18 protein-coding genes are annotated in these 21,290 nt (G+C 72.7%); 11 read left to right on the top strand and 7 right to left on the bottom strand.

The genetic code is table 11. From position 1 onward, the window contains the following. Positions 1–9: 9 nt before the first annotated feature. Positions 10–702 carry an HAD family hydrolase gene (locus tag ACFMQL_RS30785; RefSeq protein WP_378788269.1) on the bottom strand — a complete coding sequence of 231 codons (693 nt, stop codon included), beginning with the start codon at positions 700–702 and terminating at the stop codon, positions 10–12. Positions 703–725: 23 nt separating this feature from the next. Here ACFMQL_RS30785 and ACFMQL_RS30780 point away from each other — a divergent pair, with 23 nt between their 5' ends. Continuing rightward, entirely contained in the window at positions 726–1,373 is a 648-nt protein-coding gene (locus ACFMQL_RS30780; protein ID WP_378788267.1) for an SDR family oxidoreductase, read from the top strand. A gap of 62 nt (positions 1,374–1,435) precedes the next feature. On the opposite strand, the gene ACFMQL_RS30775 is transcribed toward ACFMQL_RS30780, so the two are convergent. Together ACFMQL_RS30775 and ACFMQL_RS30770 are read right to left on the bottom strand one after the other, a co-directional pair. Beyond that, the gene (locus ACFMQL_RS30775) at positions 1,436–2,776 is read right to left on the bottom strand and encodes a 6-phospho-beta-glucosidase (RefSeq protein WP_364053216.1); all 1,341 of its coding nucleotides are present in this window, start codon (positions 2,774–2,776) and stop codon (positions 1,436–1,438) included. A gap of 10 nt (positions 2,777–2,786) precedes the next feature. Then, entirely contained in the window at positions 2,787–3,545 is a 759-nt protein-coding gene (locus tag ACFMQL_RS30770) for a DeoR/GlpR family DNA-binding transcription regulator (protein ID WP_364053218.1), read from the bottom strand. A gap of 131 nt (positions 3,546–3,676) precedes the next feature. On the opposite strand from ACFMQL_RS30770, the gene ACFMQL_RS30765 reads away from it, so the two are divergent. The 10 genes from ACFMQL_RS30765 to ACFMQL_RS30720 all read left to right on the top strand — a co-directional run bounded on the left by ACFMQL_RS30765 (position 3,677) and on the right by ACFMQL_RS30720 (position 16,562). After that, entirely contained in the window at positions 3,677–4,891 is a 1,215-nt protein-coding gene (locus ACFMQL_RS30765; RefSeq protein ID WP_364053221.1) for a PfkB family carbohydrate kinase, read from the top strand. A 3-nt stretch (positions 4,892–4,894) separates the two neighbouring features. Then, complete coding sequence (locus tag ACFMQL_RS30760) at positions 4,895–6,292, top strand: extracellular solute-binding protein (protein ID WP_364053225.1); 1,398 nt, start codon at positions 4,895–4,897, stop codon at positions 6,290–6,292. Beyond that, complete coding sequence (locus tag ACFMQL_RS30755) at positions 6,289–7,167, top strand: sugar ABC transporter permease (protein WP_364053228.1); 879 nt, start codon at positions 6,289–6,291, stop codon at positions 7,165–7,167. The genes ACFMQL_RS30760 and ACFMQL_RS30755 overlap by 4 nt, the downstream gene beginning before the upstream one ends. Continuing rightward, positions 7,164–7,964 (top strand): carbohydrate ABC transporter permease, encoded by an 801-nt coding sequence (locus tag ACFMQL_RS30750; RefSeq protein ID WP_364053231.1) that lies wholly within the window; start codon positions 7,164–7,166, stop codon positions 7,962–7,964. The genes ACFMQL_RS30755 and ACFMQL_RS30750 overlap by 4 nt, the downstream gene beginning before the upstream one ends. 15 nt (positions 7,965–7,979) lie before the next feature. Then, positions 7,980–10,718, top strand: a complete 2,739-nt coding sequence (locus ACFMQL_RS30745; protein ID WP_378788264.1) for a sugar-binding protein — start codon at positions 7,980–7,982, stop codon at positions 10,716–10,718. A 138-nt stretch (positions 10,719–10,856) separates the two neighbouring features. Further along, entirely contained in the window at positions 10,857–11,789 is a 933-nt protein-coding gene (locus tag ACFMQL_RS30740; protein WP_364053237.1) for a zinc metalloprotease, read from the top strand. A 91-nt stretch (positions 11,790–11,880) separates the two neighbouring features. Next, positions 11,881–13,281 (top strand): NAD(P)/FAD-dependent oxidoreductase, encoded by a 1,401-nt coding sequence (locus tag ACFMQL_RS30735; protein WP_378788261.1) that lies wholly within the window; start codon positions 11,881–11,883, stop codon positions 13,279–13,281. 115 nt (positions 13,282–13,396) lie between these two features. Further along, positions 13,397–14,107: a DUF3152 domain-containing protein gene (locus tag ACFMQL_RS30730; RefSeq protein WP_364053243.1), complete on the top strand. Its 711-nt coding sequence runs from the start codon at positions 13,397–13,399 to the stop codon at positions 14,105–14,107. Between the two features lie 395 nt (positions 14,108–14,502). Further along, positions 14,503–15,624, top strand: a complete 1,122-nt coding sequence (locus ACFMQL_RS30725; RefSeq protein ID WP_364053246.1) for an MBL fold metallo-hydrolase — start codon at positions 14,503–14,505, stop codon at positions 15,622–15,624. A 23-nt stretch (positions 15,625–15,647) separates the two neighbouring features. Further along, on the top strand, positions 15,648–16,562 hold the full coding sequence (locus ACFMQL_RS30720) for a pirin family protein (protein WP_364053249.1): 915 nt from the start codon (positions 15,648–15,650) through the stop codon (positions 16,560–16,562). Between the two features lie 87 nt (positions 16,563–16,649). On the opposite strand, the gene ACFMQL_RS30715 is transcribed toward ACFMQL_RS30720, so the two are convergent. Genes ACFMQL_RS30715 through ACFMQL_RS30700 form a run of 4 tightly spaced genes read right to left on the bottom strand, consistent with a single transcriptional unit; the run spans position 16,650 to position 21,183 of the window. Continuing rightward, complete coding sequence (locus ACFMQL_RS30715) at positions 16,650–17,603, bottom strand: ABC transporter permease (protein WP_364053252.1); 954 nt, start codon at positions 17,601–17,603, stop codon at positions 16,650–16,652. After that, complete coding sequence (locus ACFMQL_RS30710; protein WP_364053255.1) at positions 17,600–18,571, bottom strand: ABC transporter permease; 972 nt, start codon at positions 18,569–18,571, stop codon at positions 17,600–17,602. The genes ACFMQL_RS30715 and ACFMQL_RS30710 overlap by 4 nt, the downstream gene beginning before the upstream one ends. Continuing rightward, on the bottom strand, positions 18,564–20,129 hold the full coding sequence (locus ACFMQL_RS30705; RefSeq protein ID WP_364053258.1) for a sugar ABC transporter ATP-binding protein: 1,566 nt from the start codon (positions 20,127–20,129) through the stop codon (positions 18,564–18,566). Before ACFMQL_RS30705 ends, ACFMQL_RS30710 begins: the two co-directional genes overlap by 8 nt. Further along, positions 20,116–21,183, bottom strand: a complete 1,068-nt coding sequence (locus ACFMQL_RS30700) for an ABC transporter substrate-binding protein (protein WP_364053261.1) — start codon at positions 21,181–21,183, stop codon at positions 20,116–20,118. Before ACFMQL_RS30700 ends, ACFMQL_RS30705 begins: the two co-directional genes overlap by 14 nt. Between the last annotated feature and the right edge of the window lie 107 nt (positions 21,184–21,290).

Here is a 21,290-nt window from a genome sequence, read left to right as displayed (position 1 = left end):
ATATTCCCGTCAGTCGCTCTGGCGCACACCGAGCTCGTCGAGCCGGTCCAGCATGTCCGCCGGGTCGGCGTACACCCGGAAGGCCCCCGCACGCTCCAGCTCGTCCCTGCCATACCCGCCGGACAGCACCCCGATGCCGAGCGCCCCCGCCCGGCGGGCGGCGAGCAGGTCCCAGACGCTGTCGCCCACCACCATGGCGTGCGTGGGATCGACGCCGGCGAAGGCCGCGCCCGCGAGGAACAGGTCGGGGTCGGGCTTGGCCCTGCGCACCATGTCGCGGGTGACCATCGGCGTGTCATCAGGGAGCCCGAGCAGGCCCAGCGCGAGCCGGGCGGTGCGGGCGTAGCCGCTGGTGCAGATGGCCCACGGCACGCCCCGCTCGGTCAGCTCGCCCAGCAGCTCGACCGCGCCGGGCAGCGGCCTGACGGAGTGTGCCTGCTGCTCGTACGCCTCGGCGTGGTGGGTCTGCAGCTCGTCGATCTGCTCTCTGGACAGCTTGAGCCCGGTCTCGCGCAGCAGCGCGCTGACGAACAATCCGCCGCTCATGCCGATGCGCCGGTGGATCCGCCATACGGACAGGTCGATGCCCATCCCGGACAGCGCCTGCCGCCAGGCCACCACGTGCTGGTAGACGCTGTCGATCAGGGTGCCGTCGAGGTCGAACAGAAACGCCGCGGTGGGAGCCTGCGGGAAGTCACGCATGCGTCCATGACACCATGGCCGACATGCGGATCATCATCGCGGGTGGACACGGGAAGATCGCGCTGCGGCTGGCGGCCCGGCTCGCGCCGGAGTCTCAGGCGGTCGGCCTGGTACGCAACCCGGCGCACGTCGCCGACGTCGAGGCCGCCGGGGGCCAGGGCGTGGTGTGCGACCTGGAGCGCGCGGGCGTCGATGAGGTCATCGGGATCGTCGAGGGGGCCGACGCCGTGGTGTTCGCGGCCGGGGCCGGTCCGGGCAGCGGGGCGGCGCGCAAGGACACCGTCGATCGGGCCGCCTCCGTGCTGATGGCCGACGCCGCGGAACGGGCCGGGGTACGGCGCTTCGTCCAGATCTCGGCCATGGGTACGGGCAAGCCGCCCGCGCCGGGCAGCGACGAGGTGTGGGCCGCCTACATCAAGGCCAAGACCGAGGCCGAGGAGGACCTGCGCCGCCGCGACCTCGACTGGACGATCCTGCGGCCCGGCCGCCTCACCGACGAGCCGGGCACGGGCCGGGTGCTGCTGGCCCCCGAGGTGCCGCGGGGCGCGGTGCCGCGCGACGACGTGGCGGCCGTCATCGTCGCCCTGCTGGCGAGTCCGGGAACGGCCGGTCGCACGCTCGAACTCGTCTCCGGCGACACCCCCATCGGGGAGGCCGTCGCAGCCCTGTAAGCCGTCCGGCACGCCCCGGCTGGGGCGGCCGATGAACCGGGAGTCCCCCGGCGGTTGCGTGCTCAGCCGGGGAAGACGGCGGCCAGCTCGGGGATGCGGGCGCGGTAGCCGTCGAGCAGCTTGTGCGCCGTCGGCACCGAGTCGACCAGCGGGTGCAGCGCGAACGCGGCGACCGCGAGTCGCGACGACCCGGTGAGCGCGGCCTGGATGGCGGTCTGCTCCACCTCCTTGACCTGCTGCATGAGCCCGAGGAAGCGGCCGGGCAGCGGCCTGGTGGCCAGGGGACGGACGCCGGAGCCGTCCACCGCGCAGGGGATCTCGACGACGGCGTCGTCGGGCAGGCCCGGCACGGCCGAGCCGTTGCGCACGTTGAGGATCATCGTCGAGGGCTCTCCTCTGGAGATGGCGGCCATGAGGGCGAGCGCGATGCCCTCGTACCCGCCGGCCTCCAGGTCCTCGGCCGAGCGCTCGCCGGCGTCGGCGGCCTCGCGCGCCTCCGCCATGTACGACTCGTCGCGCTCCTTGCGGGCCAGCCGCCAGGCGTTCAGCGCGTCCTCCGGCCGTTCGCGCACGGCGGCGTAGAAGCGTTCCTGCTGCTCCAGCAGCGCCTCGCCACGGGTGCGCCCGGCGCCGGCGGCCACCGCCTGCCGGGAGAAGTAGTAGTAGTACAGGTACTCGTTGGGCAGCGCGCCGAGCACCCGCACCCAGTCGGGGCCGAGCAGCCTGGCCTCCTCCACCCGGTGCAGCGCGGCGTCGTCGGCGAGCAGGTCGGGCAGCACGTCCCGGCCGTCGTGCTGGAGCCCGCGCAGCCAGCCGAGGTGGTTGAGGCCGACGTAGTCGGGCGAGACGCGGGCGGGGTCGAGCCCGAGCGCGCCGGTCGCCCGCCTGATGAGCCCGATGGGCGAGTCGCAGATGCCGATGACGCGGTCGCCGAGCACGCCGCGCATGGCCTCGGTGATCATGCCGGCCGGGTTGGTGAAGTTGATGACCCACGCCTTGGGCGCGCGGGCGGCGACGCGTTCGGCCACCCGTACGGCGACGGGCACGGTGCGCAGCCCGTACGCGATGCCGCCTGGGCCGGTGGTCTCCTGGCCGACCAGGCCGAGTTCGAGCGCCACCCGCTCGTCGGCGGTGCGCCCGGCCAGGCCGCCCACGCGGATGGCGGAGAAGACGAAGTCGGCTCCGGTGAGCGCCTCGTCGAGGTCGGTGGTGACGCGCACGCGAGGCGGGTCGTCGTGCCCCGCGGCCTGGCCGCGCAGCACGTGGGAGATCGCCTCAAGCCGTTCGGGCGAGACGTCGTAGAGCACCACCTCCTCCACCCGGGGCTTGGCGGTGTCGCGCAGCAGCGCGCCGTAGACGAGCGGGACGCGAAAGCCCCCGCCGCCGAGTACGGCCAGTCTCATCCTCAGCCTTTCACGTGAGCAGCACTTCGACGCCGGCGGCGGCGCAGGCGCGCAGCGTCGCCTCGTCGGCGCCTTCGTTCGTGACCAGCACATCGACGTCCTCAGGACCGCACACGCGCAGCGCGCCGGTGCCGGGGAACTTGTGCCGGTCCGCAAGCAGCACCACCTGCCCGGCGGCGGCGATCATGGCCCGTTTGAGCGGCACCTCGGCGAGCGTGGTGTCCACGAGCTGCCCGTCCGGACGTACGCCGCTCGCCCCGAGGAACACCCGGTCGGCGACGACCTGGGCGAGCGCCGCCTCGGTCAGCACGCCGACGAGCGAGTGGTAGGGCCGGCGCACCATGCCGCCGAGGAGCAGCAGCTCGACGGCGGGGTCGGAGCGCAGCACGTCGAGCACGGCCAGGCTGGAGGTGACCACGGTGACGCGGCGGCCGCGCAGCTTGCGCGCCAGCCGCATGGTGGTCGTGCCGATGTCGAGCAGGACGACGTCGCCGTCGCCGACCAGCTCGGCCGCGCGGGCGGCCACGGCCTCCTTGTCCTGCTCGTCGGTGGCCGCGACCTCGGAGAACGGCCGGTCGGCGTCGGCGTCGACGGTGGCCAGGGCGCCGCCCCTGACGCGCCGCAGGGTGCCGTCGCGGTCGAGCACCTCGAGGTCCCTGCGGATGGTGGACGGGCTCACGCCGAGCTGACTGGCGAGATCGCGCACGCTCGTGGCGCCCGAGTCGCGGACGCGGCGCATGATCTCGGCATGCCGGAGGCGCTGGAGCACGCCGGGAGTCTAACATTCAAAAACGCGCAGAAGTAAGCAACTTGCGCCAAACGAGTGCGCGAGCACTTGCAGAGTGCGAGCAAACGTGCAAGATTGCGCAGAACCTGGTGTGTCGAGGAGGACTTATTCCCGTGTCTGTCCAGGCGTACGACCCTCTTGCCGGTGAGCGCAGCCCCGATGCCCCGCAGTTCGATGTCTTCCTGGCGGGCACCGTCTTTCTCGACATCATCTTCACCGGCCTGCCCGCCATGCCCGCGGCGGGCACCGAGATCTGGGCCGAGGGCATGGGTTCGTGCCCCGGCGGCATCGCCAACCTGGCCATCGCGACGAGCCGGCTCGGGCTGCGCACGTCGCTGGCGGCCGCGTTCGGCGATGACGACTACGGCGACTTCTGCTGGCGCACCCTCGAGGAGCAGGAGTCGGTGGACCTGTCGCGCTCGCGCCGCTTCGAGCACTGGCACTCGCCGGTGACGGTGTCGATGGCCGTGCACCGCGACCGCAGCATGGTGACCCACGGGCATCCCGCGCCGATGCCGGCCAACGAGATGATCGGCAAGCCGCCGCGTTCGCGCGCGGTGATCGCGACGCTGTCGCCCGACGAGCCGCTCGGCTCGCCCGACGCGCCGTGCTCGTGGGCGGAGCTGGCCTCCCGCGACGGCGCGCTGATCTTCGCCGACGTGGGCTGGGACCCGTCGGGCGCCTGGTCGCGCTCGGTGCTCGACCAGCTCGAGTACTGCCACGCGTTCATGCCGAACGCGACCGAGGCGATGGCCTACACCGGTACGGAGACGCCGCGCGACGCGCTGTACGCGATCGCCGACAAGGTGCCCCTGGCCGTGGTGACCGACGGCGCCAACGGGGCGATGGCGATCGACTCCACGACGGGCGAGGAGGCGTTCGTGCCGGCGCCCCGGGTGACGGCGCTCGACCCGACCGGCGCGGGGGACGTGTTCGGCGCCGGACTCGTGCTCGGTACGCTGTGTCGCTGGCCGCTCGACGACCGGCTGGCGTTCGCCGAGCTGTGCGCCGGGCTCGCGGTGCAGCAGTTCGGCGGCTCGCTGGCCGCGCCGGGCTGGGGCGACATCGCCGACTGGTGGCACGAGGTGCGCGAGGCCGCCCCGCACGGCGGCGCGTACGGCAGCTCGCTGGCCCGCCGCTACGCCTTCCTCGACCGGCTGGTGCCCACCGACCCGGTGGGAGCGGTGCGCCGGGCCGCCGCCACCATCGCCCGGTACGCCGACGTGGGCATGGCACCCCCCGCTTCCGGGCAGCGGCCGGAAGCGCCGCGACCCTCGCCCGAGGGTGACGAACCGGACACGCCTCGCGCCCCTGTCCAGAAGGAGTAACGCATGACCGCCCCGACGCGACGACCGCGCGGTTCGAGAGCCTTCGCCCTGCTCGCCGCCGGCGCTCTGACCCTCACCGGGGTTCTGGCCGGGTGCGCGCCCGGCTCCTCCGCCCCTCCCGCCTCGTCGCCGCCGCAGCCGTCGGCCTCGGCGGTGCGCACCGACCCCGCCCAGCTGGGCCAGGTCACGCTGACCGTGTGGGACCAGGAGGTGCGCGGCGGCCAGGCGGCGCAGATGGAGCGGCTCAACAAGGCGTTCCAGGAGAAGTACCCCAACATCAAGCTCAACCGGGTCTCCCGCTCGTTCGACGACCTCAACACCACGCTGCGCCTGGCGCTGAGCGGCAACGAGCCGCCCGACGTGGTGGAGGCCAACAACGGCCGCTCGTCGATGGGCGCGTTCGTCAAGGCGGGGCAGCTGCTGCCGCTGGACGCCTACGCCGACGCCTACGGGTGGAAGCAGCGCTACCCTGAGTCGGTGCTGCGCTACTCGCGCTACACCGCCGACGGCAAGGTGTTCGGCGAGGGCAACCTGTACGGTCTGCCGCAGGTCGGCGAGGTCGTCGGCATCTTCTACAACAAGGCCAAGCTCGGCAAGCTGGGCCTGAAGCCGCCGGCGACGTGGGCCGAGTTCGAGTCGGCGCTGGAGACGGCGAAGGCGAAGGGCGAGGTGCCGCTGCAGTTCGGCAACCTCGACAAGTGGCCGGCGGTGCACGTGTTCGGCACCGTGCAGGGCCGCGAGGTGCCGAAGGAGCAGATCAGCACGCTGGCCTTCGGCAAGAAGGGCGCGTCCTGGACCTCGCCGGAGAACCTCAAGGCCGCCGAGCAGCTGGTGAGCTGGGTGGACAAGGGCTACTTCGCCAAGGGCTTCAACGGGCAGGGCTACGACGCCTCCTGGCAGGCGTTCGGCAAGGGCGAGGGCGTGTTCCTCATCGCCGGCACGTGGCTGCTCGCCGACCTGGACAAGGCGCTCGGCTCCGACCTGGGCTTCATGCTGCCGCCGGGCGCGACGGCCGACGCCCCGCCGGTGGCGACGGGCGGCACGGGGCTGCCGTTCGCGGTGACGTCCAAGAGCAGGAACCCGGACGCGGCGGCGGCGTACATCGACTTCATCACCAGCGCCGACGCCATGAAGGTGCTGACCGAGACCGGTAACCTGCCGGTCGCCGACACCTCCGCGCAGAGCGTGAAGGAGGGTCCGCAGCAGGACGTGTTCACCGCGTTCGGCACGGCCACCGAGAAGGACGGGCTGGTGCCCTACCTCGACTACGCCACCCCGACGTTCGCCGACACGCTGGGCGCGGCGCTGCAGGACCTCCTCGCCAAGAAGGCCACGCCGCAGGAGTTCCTGGAGAAGCTGGAGAAGGACTACACCTCGTTCGTCGAGAGCAACGGAGGATGACCCGACCGCCCGGGGAACCCCGCCGCGTCGCCTACCTCTACCTGCTGCCCGCCTTCGTGATCTATGCGGCGTTCCTGCTGTTCCCGATCGGGCGGGCCGTGCAGTTCTCCCTGTACGACTGGGACGGGCTGTCGGTCGGCACCTGGGCGGGGCTGGACAACTACCTCGCGATCGTGACCGACGAGGGGCTGCGCGCGGCGTTCGCGCACGCGCTGGTGCTCGTCGTCTTCTACGCGGTGTTCCCGCTGGTCATCGGTCTCGCGCTGGCCGCGATCCTGAACCACGCCAAGGTGCGCGGCCTCGGCTTCTTCCGCACGGTGGTGTTCCTTCCGCAGGTCATCGCGATGGTCGTGGTGGCGGTGGCCTGGCGGCGCGTGTACGCCCCCGACGGCTCGCTCAACTCCCTGCTCAGCGCGCTCGGGCTGGACTCGCTGACCCGCGGCTGGCTGGGCGACTACACGTTCGCGCTGCCCGCCGTGGGCGTGGTGGGCACCTGGTTCGAGACGGGCCTGGTGACGGTGCTGCTGCTGGCCGGGATGAGCCGGGTGCCGTCGGAGCTGTACGAGGCGGCCCGCCTCGACGGCGCGGGCGCGGTGCGCGAGTTCTTCGCGGTCACGCTGCCGTCGGTGCGCGCGGAGATCGCGGTGGCGCTGACGCTGACGGTGATCGCCGCGCTGCGCACCTTCGACCTGGTGTACGTCACCACCCGCGGCGGGCCCGGCGACTCCACCTCGGTGCCGTCGTACGAGGTCTACCACCGGGCCTTCGGCCTGGGGCAGGTCGGCTCGGCGGCGGCCATCGGGGTCACGCTGACCGTGCTGATCTTCATCGTGTCGTTCGGGGTCAACCGCTTCGCGGACAGGAGGCTGTCGTGATCTCGCGCGGTGAGCGGGTGGCGAACTACGTCATCCTGACGGTGTTCGCCGCGTTCGCGCTCTACCCGATCGTGGTGATCCTGTCGGCGGCGCTCGGCCCGGCCGACAGCGGCGGCACGTCCGGCCTGGGGAACTTCGCGGCGGCGTGGGAGATCGGCCGGTTCGACTCCTATCTGCGCACCAGCCTCGCGGTGTCGGCGTTCGTGGTGGTCGTCAGCGTGATTTTGTCGATCATGAGCGGGTACGCCTTCGGCACCATGCGTTTTCGCGGCCGTACGGTGCTGTTCTACCTGTTCATGCTGGGCATCATGATGCCGAGCGAGGCGGTGGCGGTGCCGCTCTACTTCGATCTGCGCTCGCTGGGGCTCATCGACACGTTCTGGTCGATCACGCTGCCGCAGGTCGCGCTGTCGGTGGCGTTCGGGACGTTCTGGATGCGCGCCTACTTCCTGACCTCCAGCCGGGCGATCGTGGAGGCGGCCCGCATCGACGGCGCGTCGAGCTGGCGCATCCTGTGGCAGGTGCTGCTGCCGCCCGCCAGGCCCGCGGTGGTCACGCTGACGCTGCTGGTGTTCATGTGGACGTGGAACGAGTTCCTCATCCCGCTGATCATGGTGACCAGCGAGTCGCTGCGCACCGCGCCGCTCGGCCTGGCGTTCTTCCAGGGGCAGTACACCTCCGGCTTCACGCTGCTCGCGGCCGGATCGGTCATCGTCGCCACGCCCGTCGTCGTCTTCTACCTGTTCCTCCAGCGCCACTTCGTCCGCGGACTGCTCCAGGGGGCGGTCCGCGAGTAACCCCCCGGAGGTTCGATGCCCATCACAAGATCCGTAGCGCGGCGGCGGACCGCGGTGACCGCGCCGCTGGCCGCGGCCGCGCTCGTCCTCGGCGTCACGCCCGCACTCCCGGCGTCGGCGGCCGCTCCCCCATCGGCTGTTCACGAGCGTCCAGGCAAGACGCCCGTCGATCTGGACGCGTTGTTCGTCGGCGCGCACCCCGACGACGAGTCGGGCACGCTGTCCACACTCGGCCAGTGGAACGAGGATCACGGCGTGCGCGCCGGCGTGGTGACCGTCACCAGGGGCGAGGGCGGCGGCAACGCGGTCGGGCCCGAGGAGGGCCCGGCGCTCGGCCTGCTGCGCGAGGCCGAGGAGCGCTCCGCCGTCGGCAAGGCGGGCGTGCGCGAGGTGTTCAACCTCGACGACGTCGACTTCTACTACACGGTGAGCGCGCCGCTGACCGACCAGGTGTGGGGCGGCGACACGCTGGAGAAGGTGGTCAGGGTCGTCCGCCAGACCCGGCCCGAGATCATCCTCACCATGGACCCGGCGCCGACGCCGGGCAACCACGGCAACCACCAGGAGGCGGCCAGGCTGGCGATCGCCGCCTTCTACGCGGCCGCCGACCCGAAGAGGTTCCCCGAGCAGATCACCAAGGAAGGGCTGAAGCCGTTCGCGCCCGCCCGGCTGCTCACCAGCGGGGCGCGCGGCACCGGCCAGCCCGGGGAGGCGTGCTCGTCGACGTACAAGCCGGCGAACCCGGCGCAGAACGTCTTCGGCGTCTGGAGCGGCCGCACCTCGGCGCGCCAGGGCAAGACGTGGGCGGCGATCGAGCGTGAGGCGCAGCGCCAGTACGCCTCGCAGGGCTGGGCCGGCTTCCCCGACGTGCCGTCCGACCCGCAGCAGCTCGGCTGCGACTTCTTCACCCAGGTGGACGCGCGGGTGCCGTTCCCCGAGCCGGGCAGCGCGGCCGCCGCGGCGCCTGCGAACATCCTGGACGGCGCGCTGACCAGGCCCAAGGGCGGCGTGCCGCTCGGCACGCGGTTCTTCCTGCGCACGAGCGACTTCGACGTGCGGCCGGGCGCCGCGTTCACGGTCGAGGCCGAGGTGAGCGCGCCGCAGCGGGACCGGCTCGGCCGCTCCACGGTGGCGCTGCGGGTGCCGGAGGGCTGGCAGGTCACCGGCTCGGGCGACCTCGGACGGGTGCGGGCCGGGCAGACGGCGAAGGCCACGTTCACGGTCACGCCGCCCGCGCAGGCCGAGCCGGGCCGGGTGCGCGTCGCGGCCACCCTCACCACCGAGAACGGCGGCGGCTACACCGACCGGCAGGTCGAGGTGAGCCCGCCCGTACGCGCCGCGCAGCAGCCGCTCCCCCAGGTCGCCCAGTACGAGGAGTGGACGGCCGAGGTCGGCGTGCCGCAGCTCGGCGGCATCGTCCAGCCGGTGCTCACGCTGCCGTCGGGCGGCAGCCGCGAGGTCGGCGTGGTCGTCACCAACGTCGGCTCCGAGACCCGCTCCGGCACCGTGCGCATCGACCTGCCCGGCGGATTCACCGCCGAGCGCACCGAGGCGCCGTTCGAGGACCTGGCGGCGGGCGAGTCGGTGACGGTGCCGTTCAAGGTGACCAACTCCGACCCGTCGCTGAAGACCTCCAACGAGGGCGGTGACTACGCGTACACGATCACCACGACGATCGACGGCGGCGGCTCGGCCGTCACCAGGCCCGCGCTCGAACTGGTCCCGGCCACCACGGTGCCGCAGGCCGAGACCGCGCCGGCCGTGGACGGCGCGGAGGGCGACGGCGAGTACACCGGTGACACGCTCGACATCTCCCGCCGGTGGGAGGGCAGCGAGTGCGCGTCGGCGGCCGACTGCTCGGGCACGGCCAAGCTCGCCTGGCACGACGACACGCTGTACGTGCTGGTGCACGTGAAGGACGACGTGCTCGGCACCGCGCTGGAGTCCTCCGACTGCAAGCGGCACTGGCGTACCGACGCGGTGGAGGTCACGCTCGACCCGCGCGGCGCGTCCGAGAACACCTCCACCACGTTCAAGACCGCGGTCCTGCCGGTCACCGCCGAGGGGCCGCCGTGCTTCCTGCGGGACGCCGACAACCGCCAGGGCCCCGGCGAGGAGACCGCGCCCGGCATGAAGGTGGCGTCCACGACCGGTGACGGCGAGTACACGGTGGAGATGTCGATCCCGATGGAGGTGCTGCCCGGCGCGGTCGATCCGGAGCACCTGGGGCTGAACATCCTCGTGTACGACTCCGACACCCAGGACAAGACCGGCCAGACCCGTATCGGCTGGTCGACGTGGGGCGGGGTGCAGGGCGACCCGTACCGGTGGGGCGTGGCCAGGCTGCCCGGCTACCAGCCGCCCGCCGACCGGCCTGTCACGCCGCCCGAGCCGGTGATCCCCGACACGGCGCTGTCCAGCCTGGACTCGCCGCAGACGCTGGAGCAGTCGGTGCGGGTGAACGTGCCGCCCGCGGGCGCGCCGGCCGCCGACCCTGCTGCGCGTGTGGTGTCCGCGTCGAGTGGGCGTGATTCCGTACGGGTGCGGCTGCAGGCCGGGGAGCCCGGCGAGGCGCACCTGTTCGTCCGCGACGCCGAGGGCACGGCCGGGAGCGAGGTCGTGAAGATCTCCCGCAAGGGGGTCACCACCGTCACCGTGCCGGTGACCCGCATCCCGGGCGAGGGCGCGACCGTGCTGGCGGGCTGGGCGGCCCGCGACGGCGGCACGGCGGCGGCATCGGCCCCGCTGCGCTGAGCCCTGCTCAGGGGGACGCCGGCTCCTGTCGTCACTTTCTGTGATTGTCCGACTACAATCCGGGTAGATGTGCAGGAGCCAACGTCCCCCCCGTGCGGCGTTCCCCTCTCCGCCGCGCGCGCACGAAAGGGAGCCCCCATGCCCGGACTCGACCGGTGCGCGACCATGCCCGTCCATCGCCGCCTGCTCGCCTCATCGCCTCGCTACGCGCTCGCCCTCGCCGCCATCGAGAACGAGACGTTCGCCAGGAGGACCGCCAGGGCGCCCGGCAGGGAGGAGGTCGTCACCATCCCCGTGGTGGTGCACGTCGTCCACCACAGCCCTGAGCAGGACATCGGGCAGGAGCAGATCGACAGCCAGCTCGAGGTGCTCAACGCCGACTTCCGGCGGGCCAACCCCGACGTGAGCAAGGTGCCGCAGGTGTGGCGGGACCTCGTGGCCGACGCCCGGCTGGAGTTCCGCCTGGCCGAGACCGCCCCTGACGGCTCGCCCGCCACCGGCGTCGTGCGCGTCTCGACGGACGTCACCGGCTTCTCCACCGATGACCGGGTCAAGTTCACCGCCCGGGGCGGCTCCGACGCCTGGCCCGCCGACCGCTACCTCAACATCTGGGTGTGCGAGCTGGACGACGCGCTCGGCTACGCCGCCTTCCCCGGCGGGCCGCCCGAGCTCGACGGGATCGTCATCCGGCACTCCGCGTTCGGCACCACCGGCACGGCGGCGGCCCCGTACGACGGGGGCAGGACCGCCACCCACGAGGTCGGCCACTGGCTCAACCTGCGCCACATCTGGGGCGACGACGGCGACGGCTGCTCGGGCAGCGACTTCGTCGACGACACCCCCAACCAGGCCGGCCCCAACCACGGCGCGCCGTCCTTCCCCCAGGTGAGCTGCGGCAACGCGCCCCACGGGGACATGTTCATGAACTACATGGACTACGTCGAGGACGCGGCCATGTTCATGTTCACCAAGGGCCAGGCGGAGCGGATGGACTCGGCGCTGGCCGGGCCGCGTTCGTCCTTCCTGACGCCGCGGCTGCGGGAAAGCATGCGCGCCGCCGCCCCCAGCTGACGCAGGTGGCCGGCCCGCGTAGGTCATCCGCATGGCAAGTCGCCGGGCCCGGTCGTCAGTGCTGCTCACCCCGGCTGCGAACATGGGGAGCATGCGTGTTGTGGTGATCGGAAGCGGCATCGTGGGCGCCGGCGCGGCCTACCACCTGAGCCGCAGGGGCGCGGCGGTGACCGTCGTGGACGGCGGCTTCCCCGGTGAGGCGACGCAGGCGGGCGCCGGCATCGTCTGCCCGTGGGTCGACCACCCCGAGGACGACGACTGGTACCGCCTGACCCGCGAGGGCGCGCGCCACTACCCCGGCCTGGTCGAGGAGCTGGGCGAGGACATCGGTTACGCCAAGGTGGGCGCGCTGCTGGTGGCCGAGGACCCGGTCGATCTGGAGCCGGTGCGGGCGCTGCTGCGCCGCCGCCACGCGGGCGCGCCCGAGATGGGCGAGGTCGTGGACGTCCCGACCCCCGTCGAGCTGTTCCCGCCGCTGTCCGACACGCTGAGCGCGCTGCTGGTACCGGGCGCGGCCAGGGTGGACGGCCGCTCGGTACGCGACGCGCTGCTCGCGGCGGCCGTGGCCAGAGGCGCCGAGGTCCGTACGGGCACCGCCACCCTGACCCCCGGCGGTCAGGTCCTGCTGCACCCCACCGAGGATCAGCCCGGCGGGCCTCTCGCTTCTCCAGCCTCTTCCCGGGCCGTTTCTCCCGGGGACACGGCTGCTGTCTCCGGGGCCGCCGGTTCCGCTGCTGCCGGGACGGGCGCATCCGAGACGGCGGCGCAGAAGGCGGCTCGCCCGGGGACGGAGGGCGCGGAAACGGACCGGCGGGGAGCCGCCCGGCCGGAGGCTGAGAGGCCGGCGGCAGGTGGGCGGGAAGCGGCCGAAGCCGCCGGCGGCGGTGACTCGTGGCGGCAGTCGGCGCCGGTCGCCTCCGCGCCTTCGATGCCCGGCGTCTGCAAGACACCGACGGGCGAGGGCGTGCCGATCGAGGCGGACAGGGTGATCGTGGCGGCCGGGGCGTGGACCGGTGAGGTGTGCCGGCCGCTGGGCGTCGAGCTGCCGGTCTTCCCGCGGCGCGGCCAGATCCTGCACGCCACGCTGGAGGGTGTGGACACCGCGTGGTGGCCGATCATCCTGCCCCGGCAGGGGCCGTACCTGCTGGGCTTCCCCGACTCGCGGGTGGTGATCGGCGCGACGGTGGAGGACGTCGGGTTCGCGCCGCGCGTCACGGTCGGCGGGCTCGACGAGGTGATCGAGGCGGGGCTCAGGGTGGCTCCGGGGCTGGCCGGTGCGACGGTGTCGGAGACCCGGGTCGGCCTGCGCCCGGTCTACGCTCCCGGTCCGGCGCTGATCGGGCCGGTGACCGATCGGGTGGTGGTGGCGACGGGGCTGAGCGCGTACGGGCTGACGGCCGGCCCGTTCGCCGGCGAGATCGCCGCCGCGCTGGTGCTCGGTGAGCGGCCGCCGATCGACATCACGCCGTACCTGCCACCGAGAAGCCCCTGACATCGGGCCCCAAAATCGGTCACTGAGCGCGATAAGCCACCCTGCCCGTCAAGTACGACAAGCAGCAACGTAAGATCGGATACCTCCCCACCGGTGACGTCGTGGGGAGGCCGCCTTGCCGCTGCTCGCACTGCTCCTGCTGCTGCTCGTGGTGCTCGCCGGCTGTGCGGACCCGAAGGCGGTCGCGCCCCCGTCTCCGTCCGCCAGTCCCCCGCCGTCCTCCGCGGCTCCCGCACCCAAGCCGCTGGCGCCCCGCCATCGCGGACGCGCGCCCGAGCAGGAGGTCCGGGTGCCGCACTCCGCCTCGGGCCGGTACGCCGTCGTCCCCGGGTCCGACCGGGCCAGGCGTGGACGGGGCGCGCTCGTGCGCTACCTGGTGGAGGTGGAGCGGGGGCTGCCGTTCGATCCCTTCGCGTTCGCCGCCGAGGTGCACCGCACGCTCAACGACGTCCGCGGCTGGGCCCGTTTCCAGCGCGTGGACCACGGCCCGGTACGGGTGCGCGTCGCGCTGTCCAGCCCGCGCATGACCATCCGCCAGTGCCTGCCGCTGCGCACCGGCGGCGAGCTGTCCTGCTGGAACGGCCGCCGCTCGGTCATCAACGCGCTGCGGTGGGCGAAGGGCGTCCCGCAGTACGGCGGCGACCTGGCCGCGTACCGGCGCTACCTGATCAACCACGAGGTCGGCCACGCGCTTGGCCACGGTCACCGGCGCTGTCCCGGCCCCGGCAGGCTCGCGCCGGTGATGGTCCAGCAGTCGAAGTCGCTCGGCCGCTGCCGCCCCAACCCCTGGCCGTACCCGCACGGCGACCACGACAAGCGCCGCTAGCTCCGCACCGGGGCCGGTGGCGCATGCCGGCGGGGCTGCCGAAGCCGCGTAGCGGGCCGGGCGATGGCGAGGGCAGCGCCCCGGAGGCCGCGCGGCGAGCGGGGCCTGGCGGGGGCGGTGAGCAGGCAACGCCGCGTGGCGGGCGGGGGCGGCGTTCCCTGGCGCCGAAGCTACCGATAGGTTTCCATCAACCGGACGAGTCGCCGCTTCGGTGACGGGGCCCGGCAACGCCGTACGCCGCCAGGAAGCGCGGGGGGCGCCGGCGGCGGCCGGTTCCCGGTCATCGCCGGTTGAGCGATCACGACCGTCTGACCTATCGCGATATATCGTAGAAGCGGAAACATCGGGGAGTCCCGCCGATCGGGACGCGAGAACTTTCCAGGGGAGTGTGAGCGATGGCAGGGATGCGGACGGCACGGCGGATCCTCGCGGGCGGCGCGGTCCTGGCCGCGGCCGGCTGGGCGCTGCGCGAGGTTCCCGCCGAGCTGGGCATGCGGCCGCTGGCGTCGGGGCCGGACCGGGCGGCGCGGATCCGGCGCTCGCCGCAGTTCAGGGACGGCGCGTTCGTCAACACGATGTCCGAGCCGGCGACCGTGCCGTCAGGGCCGCCCGTGAGCATGCTCGGCGAGCTCGCCACCGACCGCTCCCAGCGGCGCCCCGCAGGTCCCGTTCCGCTGCGCATCCCGCCGTCCGACGCGCCGCCCGCCGACGGCGTGCGCGCGATCTGGTACGGCCACGCCTCCACGCTGGTGGAGATCGAGGGCCGCCGGGTGCTGTTCGACCCGGTGTGGAGCCGCCGGGTCTCCCCCTCGCAGCTCGTCGGCCCGAAGCGGCACCACCCGGTGCCGGTGGAGCTGCACGAGCTGCCCGAGGTGGACGCGATCGCGATCTCCCACGACCACTACGACCACCTCGACATGGCGACCGTGCAGACGCTCAACCGCACGCAGAAGGCGCCGTTCATCGTGCCGCTCGGCATCGGGGCGCACCTGGAGCGGTGGGGTGTGGCGGCGTACCGGATCATCGAGCTGGACTGGGACGAGGAGACCGAGGTACGCGGGCTGCGCTTCGTCGCGACGGCGGCCCGCCACTTCTCCGGCCGGACCCTGACCCGCAACGACACGCTATGGGGCTCCTGGGTGGTGGCCGGTCCGACCAAACGGGTGTTCTACGCGGGCGACTCGGGCTACTTCGACGGCTACAAGGGCATCGGGAGCAAGCACGGCCCGTTCGACCTGACGCTGATGCCGATCGGCGCCTACAGCCCGGCCTGGCCGGACATCCACATGAACCCGGAGGAGGCCGTCAACGCCCACCTCGACCTGGGCGGCAAGCTGCTGCTGCCGGTGCACTGGGCGACGTTCACGCTCGCCCTGCACCCGTGGGCGGAGCCCGTCGACCGGCTGTGGCGCGAGGCCAAGGCGCGCGACGTGCGCATCGCGGTGCCGCGGCCGGGCGAGGCCGTGGACGTCTCGGCCGCGCCCACGGTCGAGGGCTGGTGGGAGATGCTCACCTGAGCACCCCGGCATAGGGTTCGGATGTGAGCAATCTGGAACGCGAGCCGCGCGAGATCCGCTGCGGCGCCGGTGCGGCCGATGAGCGCGAGGTGCTGACCGGGCGCGAGGTGCCGCTCGGCGGTCCCCGCGCGATGCTGGTCAGCAGGACCCTCCCCCACAAGCACCGCCGCATGATCGGCGCGTGGTGCTTCGTCGACGCCTACGGGCCGCAGGTCGCCACCATGCGGGTGCCGCCGCATCCGCACACCGGCCTGCAGACCGTGAGCTGGCTGGTCGAGGGCGAGGTGCTGCACCGCGACAGCATCGGCTCGCTGCAGGAGATCCGTCCCGGGCAGCTCAACCTCATGACGGCGGGGCGCGGCATCTCGCACTCCGAGGAGTCGCCGCAGACGACGCTGCACGGCGTGCAGCTGTGGGTGGCGCTGCCCGATGCGCACCGGCAGGTCGCGCCCGGCTTCGAGCACCACCCCGAGCTGCCCGGGCTGGCCGGGCCCGGCTTCCGCGCCCGCGTCATCATGGGCACGCTCGGCGGGGTGACCTCGCCCGCCACCGCCTACTCCCCGCTCGTCGGCGCCGAACTGGACGTCGAGGGGGAGGCCGAGGTGCCGGTCGAGCCGGGGTTCGAGCACGGGCTGCTGCTGTTCGACGGTGAGGTGGCCGGGGCCGAGCGCGGCGCGCTGGTGTACCTGCCGCCGGGCCGGACCTCCATCCGGCTCGCGGGGCGCGGGCGGGTGCTGCTCATCGGCGGCGAGCCGTTCGGCGAGGAGATCGTCATGTGGTGGAACTTCGTCGGCCGCTCCCACGAGGAGGTGGCCGCGTACCGGAAGGAGTGGATGGAGGGCGAGGGGTTCGGCGTCGTCGAAGGCTTCGACGGGGAGCCGCTGCCCGCGCCCGTCCTGCCCGGCACGCGGCTCAAGCCGCGCGGCCGCGTCCGCTGAGGACCCACCGCCGGGGTGCCCTGGGCGGACAGGTCCAGCGGGCCGTCCCCACCATCTCGGGCTGCGGGCCGCGCGGCCCCGCAGCCGTCAGGTGAGGCGTTGTGCCTTGCTGAGCAGGCGCTGCGCCACCACCACGAGTGCCAGGAACGCGCCGCTGACCACCTGCTGGAACGCCGACGTCAGGTTCCCCACCTGGTTGATGAGGCTCTGGATGACGCCGAGCAGCAGCACCCCGGCCACCGACCCGGTGATGCCGCCGGCGCCGCCGGTCAGCAGCGTGCCGCCGATCACCACGGCGGCGATGGCGTCGAGTTCGAGGCCGATGCCGAGGATGGTGACGCCGGAGGAGAGCCGGGCGGCGTTGAGCGCGCCGGCCAGCCCGGCCAGCAGGCCCGACATGACGTACACGTACACCTTGGTACGGGCGACGGGCACGCCCATCAGGGCCGCCGCCTGCTCGTTGCCGCCGATGGCGTAGACGTTCTGGCCGAATCCGGTGCGCTGCAGCAGCACCATGGCGAGCAGCGCGAGCAGGGCGGTGATGTAGACGGGCCAGGTCAGGCCGAGGATCCCGCCCTGGCCGAGCGCGGCGAACGCGGGGTCCTCGACGAGGTAGGTGGTGGCGCCCTCGTCGGAGATGGCCAGCATGAGCCCGCGCACGCCGAGCAGCCCGGCCAGGGTGACGATGAACGGCGCCATCCCCGTACGTGCGATGACCAGCCCTTGCAGCAGCCCGACGACCCCGCAGACGGCGAGCGGCAGCAGCAGCGCCACGAGCAGGCCGTACTGGGAGCCGTAGGCGGCGAGCACGCCGCCCAGGACGAACAGCGACCCGACGGACAGGTCGATGCCGCCGCTGATGATCACGAACGTCATCCCGATGGCGATGATCGCCAGGAACGACGAGGAGACGACGACGCTGGCGGCGTTGCCCGCCGTGGCGAAGGAGTCGAAGGCCAGGCTGCCCACGACGACCAGCAGGGCCAGCACCATGACGGCGCCGTGCTGCTGGATGAGCCGGCTCACCTGTTCGCGGTTCATCGGGTCCCCCGCTTCCTGGTGGCGTAGACGGCGGCCAGGATGATGACCGCCTGGACCATCTGGGTCCATGACTGCGGGAGGTTGTGCTTGATCAGCGTGGCCGACAGCAGCTGCATGAGCAGCGCGCCCATGACCGTGCTGAGCACCCTGATCCGCCCGCCGGTCAGCGGCGTGCCGCCCACGACGACGGCGGTGATCGCCGACAGCTCGATGAACAGGCCGAGCGAGGTGGGGTCGCTCGCCTGCAACCGGGCCGTGGCCAGCACGCCGGCCAGGGCGGCGAGCAGCCCGGAGATCACGTAGACGGTCAGCAGCACCCGCTTGACGGGCAGGCCGGACAGCTCGCTGGCCGAGCGGTTGCCGCCGATGGCGACGACCTGCCGGCCGAACGTCGTACGCCGCACCACGAACAGCACGATCACGGTGAGCGCCGCCGCGATGATCACGATCACCGGGATGCCGGCGACGGAGCTGCTGCCGAGCGCGATGAGACCGGGGTTGCGGAACTCGACGAGCTGCGGCACCAGCACGTTGGCCAGGCCGCGGATGCCGACCAGCAGCGCCAGCGTGGCCACGATGGGTTGCACGCCGACGTAGGCGACCAGCGCGCCGCCCGCCGCCCCCACGACGGCGCCGCCGATCACCGCCACGAGGACGGCGGGCAGCCAACCGTAGCCGAGGTAGAGCACGGTCAGCGCGGCGGCGAGCGCCATCACCGAGCCGACCGACAGGTCGATGCCCTGGGTGCCGATGACCAGCGCCATGCCCAGCGAGACGATCACGACGGGGGTGACCTGGACGAGCTGGGTGCGGAAGTTGGACGCGTCGAGGAAGTGCGGGGTGAACAGCACGTTGAACAGCAGCAGCACGAGGACGGCCGCGTACACGCCGTAGTCCTGCACCCACGCGTACACCTGGGGTTTGAGCACGGCGACCCGGGCGCTCCCCCTGGAGGTCAGCTCAGCCATCGCTCTGCTCCGCGATCGTCGCCATGATCTTCTCCTCGGTCACCTCGTCGCCGGACAGCTCGCCCACGACCGCGCCCTCGCGCAGCACGAGGATCCTGTCGGCGCCCTCGACCAGTTCCTCCAGGTCGGAGGAGATGAGCAGCACGCCCAGCCCTTCCTGGGCCAGCTCGTCGATCAGCGCCTGCACCTCGGCCTTGGCGCCGACGTCGATGCCGCGGGTCGGCTCGTCGAGCAGCAGCGCCTTGGGCCGGACGGCCAGCCAGCGGGCCAGCAGCACCTTCTGCTGGTTGCCGCCGGACAGCTCGGAGACGAGCTGGTGCGGTGATGCGGCCTTGATCCTCAGCCTCCGCATGAAGATCTCGACCACCCGGTCGATCTTCGCCTCCGACACCACCCCTGCCCTGCCGAGCGAGGGCAGGGCGGCGAGCGCGATGTTCTCGCGTACGGACAGCGTCGGGATGATGCCCTCGGCCTTGCGGTCCTCGGGCAGCAGGCTGACGCCGGCCTTGATGGCGGCGGCGGTGGAGCCGCCGCGCAGCGGCATCCCGGCCACCAGGACCTGCCCGCCGTCGAGCGGGAGCGCGCCGACGATGGCCTTGGCGGTCTCGGTACGGCCCGCGCCGAGCAGGCCGCCGAGCCCCACGACCTCGCCGGGCTCGACGCTGACGTTCACCCCGTCGAGGACGTGCTTGCGGGTGAGCCCGCGGGCCTCGACCACGGGCGTGCGCGTGCCGTCACCCTGCCGGTTCTCGCTGGAGCGGTCGCGGGAGAAGCGGGTCATGCCCCCGGAGCGGACCTCGTCGAGGTCGCGGCCCAGCATGAGGGAGATCAGCTTCAGCCGGTCGAGCTCGGCGAGCGGCCCGGTGTGCGCGAGGCGGCCGTCGCGCAGCACCGTGACCTGGTCGCACACGGCGTACAGCTCGTCGAGGCGGTGGCTGACGTACATGACGGCGATGCCGCTGTCGCGCAGCCGCCTGATGACGCCGAACAACGTCTCGACCTCGCGCGGCTCCAGCGATGACGTGGGCTCGTCCATGATGACGACGCGGGCGTCCACCGAGACGGCGCGGGCCAGCGCCACCATCTGCTGGGCGCCGACGCCGAGCGTGCGCAGCGGGCGGCGCACGTCGGTCTCGACGCCGTAGCCGGCCAGCACCCGCTCGGCCTCCTCGTACATGGCGGCCGTGTCGATGACGCCGAACCTGCCGCGCGGCTCGCGGCCGAGCAGCAGGTTGCGGGCCACCGACATCATGGGGACGAGGTTGACCTCCTGGTAGATGGTGGAGATGCCGGCCCGCTGCGCCTCCATGGGGGTGCCGAAGGAGGCGGGCTCGCCCTTGTAGAGCAGCCGGCCCTCGTCGGGGCGGTAGACGCCGGTGAAGACCTTGATCAGGGTGGATTTGCCGGCTCCGTTCTCGCCGACGAGGGCGTGCACCTCGCCCGGCCGCAGGGCGAGGGACACGCCGTCGAGCGCGAGGACGCCGGGGAAGCGTTTGCTGATCCCGCGCGCCTCGAGTACCGGTTCGTCGGTCTGCTCGGCCAAGTCAGTACGCCTCACCGAGGGAGTCCTTGGCGTTGGTGGTGTCGTAGTCGCGGTCGGAGATGATCACCTTGTCGGGGATCGGCTCGCCGTCGAGGAACTTCTGCGCGGTCTCGAAGGCGAGCGGCCCGAAGCGCGGGTTGGACTCGATGACGGCGTGCAGCCAGCCGTCGGCGATGGCCTGCACGGCGCTGCGGGTGCCGTCCACCGAGACGATCTTGATGTCGCCCGGTTCCTTGCCCGCGCCCTTGAGCGCCGTCACCGCGCCGAGCGCCATCTCGTCGTTCTCGGCGTAGATGCCGTTGATGTCGGGGTTGGACTGGATGAGCTGCTCGGTGACCTGCTGGCCCTTCTCACGGGCGAACTCGCCCGTCTGCTCGAACGCGATCGTGATGTCCGGCGCCTTCTCCTTGACGCGGTCCTTGAAGCCGTTGGTGCGCTCGGTGGTGACGTTGTTGCCGGGGGCGCCGAGCAGGATGGCCACCTTGCCCTTGCCGCCGAGCGCCTCGATCATCCGGTCGGCGGCGCGCTTGCCCTGCTCGTAGAAGTCGGAGCCGATGAACGTCAGGTAGTCGCTGCACGGCTTGGCGTTGATCTTGCGGTCGACCGTGATGATGGGGATCTTCTTGGCCGCCGCCTGCTGGAGCACCGGCTCCCAGCCGTCGGAGTTGAGCGGCGCGATGACGAGCAGCTGCACGCCCTGCGCGATGAGCTGCTGCACGTCGGTGATCTGCTTGGAGAACTGCGACTGGGCGTTGGTCACCTTGAGGTGGGTGATGCCGAGTTTGGCCGCCTCGTCCTTGATCGACTTGGTCTCCGCGATGCGGAACGGGTTGGCCTCCTTCTCCGACTGGGAGAAGCCCACCGTCGCCGTCTTGAGGTCGAACGTGGTGCCGCCGAACTGCTCCAGCGTGCAGGTGGGGCCGGCCGTGCCCGTGGGCGACTGGACGACCTGCCGGCCCGCCGTGCCGGTGGGGGCGGGTGCGCTCTGCGGCTCCTCCGCTTTCGCGCAGGCCGTCGCGGTGAGGAGGACGGCCAGAGCCAGCGCGGCCGTCCGGAGATGGGGGGTCATCGCGGTTCCCTTCTTATCAGGTCCTGCCGGTGCGCGCCCGGGCCCGTGCGACGGTGCCCGTCCGACGGTGCCCGTGCGACGGTGCCCGTCCGACGGGGTCCGGGCGC

This window comes from Nonomuraea fastidiosa, from assembly GCF_042751225.1.
GTDB classification, from domain to species: domain Bacteria; phylum Actinomycetota; class Actinomycetes; order Streptosporangiales; family Streptosporangiaceae; genus Nonomuraea; species Nonomuraea fastidiosa.
Note: the sequence above shows the minus strand (reverse complement) of the source record. Positions and strands in the feature narration are given on the sequence as shown.

What these genes read in the sequence shown, in the direction of transcription:
- ACFMQL_RS30785 (WP_378788269.1), bottom strand. Translation starts at nt 702, where the DNA reads ATGCGTGACTTCCCGCAGGCTCCCACCGCGGCGTTTCTGTTCGACCTC.
- ACFMQL_RS30780 (WP_378788267.1), top strand. Translation starts at nt 726, where the DNA reads ATGCGGATCATCATCGCGGGTGGACACGGGAAGATCGCGCTGCGGCTG.
- ACFMQL_RS30775 (WP_364053216.1), bottom strand. Translation starts at nt 2,776, where the DNA reads ATGAGACTGGCCGTACTCGGCGGCGGGGGCTTTCGCGTCCCGCTCGTC.
- ACFMQL_RS30760 (WP_364053225.1), top strand. Translation starts at nt 4,895, where the DNA reads ATGACCGCCCCGACGCGACGACCGCGCGGTTCGAGAGCCTTCGCCCTG.
- ACFMQL_RS30755 (WP_364053228.1), top strand. Translation starts at nt 6,289, where the DNA reads ATGACCCGACCGCCCGGGGAACCCCGCCGCGTCGCCTACCTCTACCTG.
- ACFMQL_RS30745 (WP_378788264.1), top strand. Translation starts at nt 7,980, where the DNA reads ATGCCCATCACAAGATCCGTAGCGCGGCGGCGGACCGCGGTGACCGCG.
- ACFMQL_RS30740 (WP_364053237.1), top strand. Translation starts at nt 10,857, where the DNA reads ATGCCCGGACTCGACCGGTGCGCGACCATGCCCGTCCATCGCCGCCTG.
- ACFMQL_RS30735 (WP_378788261.1), top strand. Translation starts at nt 11,881, where the DNA reads ATGCGTGTTGTGGTGATCGGAAGCGGCATCGTGGGCGCCGGCGCGGCC.
- ACFMQL_RS30725 (WP_364053246.1), top strand. Translation starts at nt 14,503, where the DNA reads ATGGCAGGGATGCGGACGGCACGGCGGATCCTCGCGGGCGGCGCGGTC.
- ACFMQL_RS30715 (WP_364053252.1), bottom strand. Translation starts at nt 17,603, where the DNA reads ATGAACCGCGAACAGGTGAGCCGGCTCATCCAGCAGCACGGCGCCGTC.
- ACFMQL_RS30710 (WP_364053255.1), bottom strand. Translation starts at nt 18,571, where the DNA reads ATGGCTGAGCTGACCTCCAGGGGGAGCGCCCGGGTCGCCGTGCTCAAA.
- ACFMQL_RS30700 (WP_364053261.1), bottom strand. Translation starts at nt 21,183, where the DNA reads ATGACCCCCCATCTCCGGACGGCCGCGCTGGCTCTGGCCGTCCTCCTC.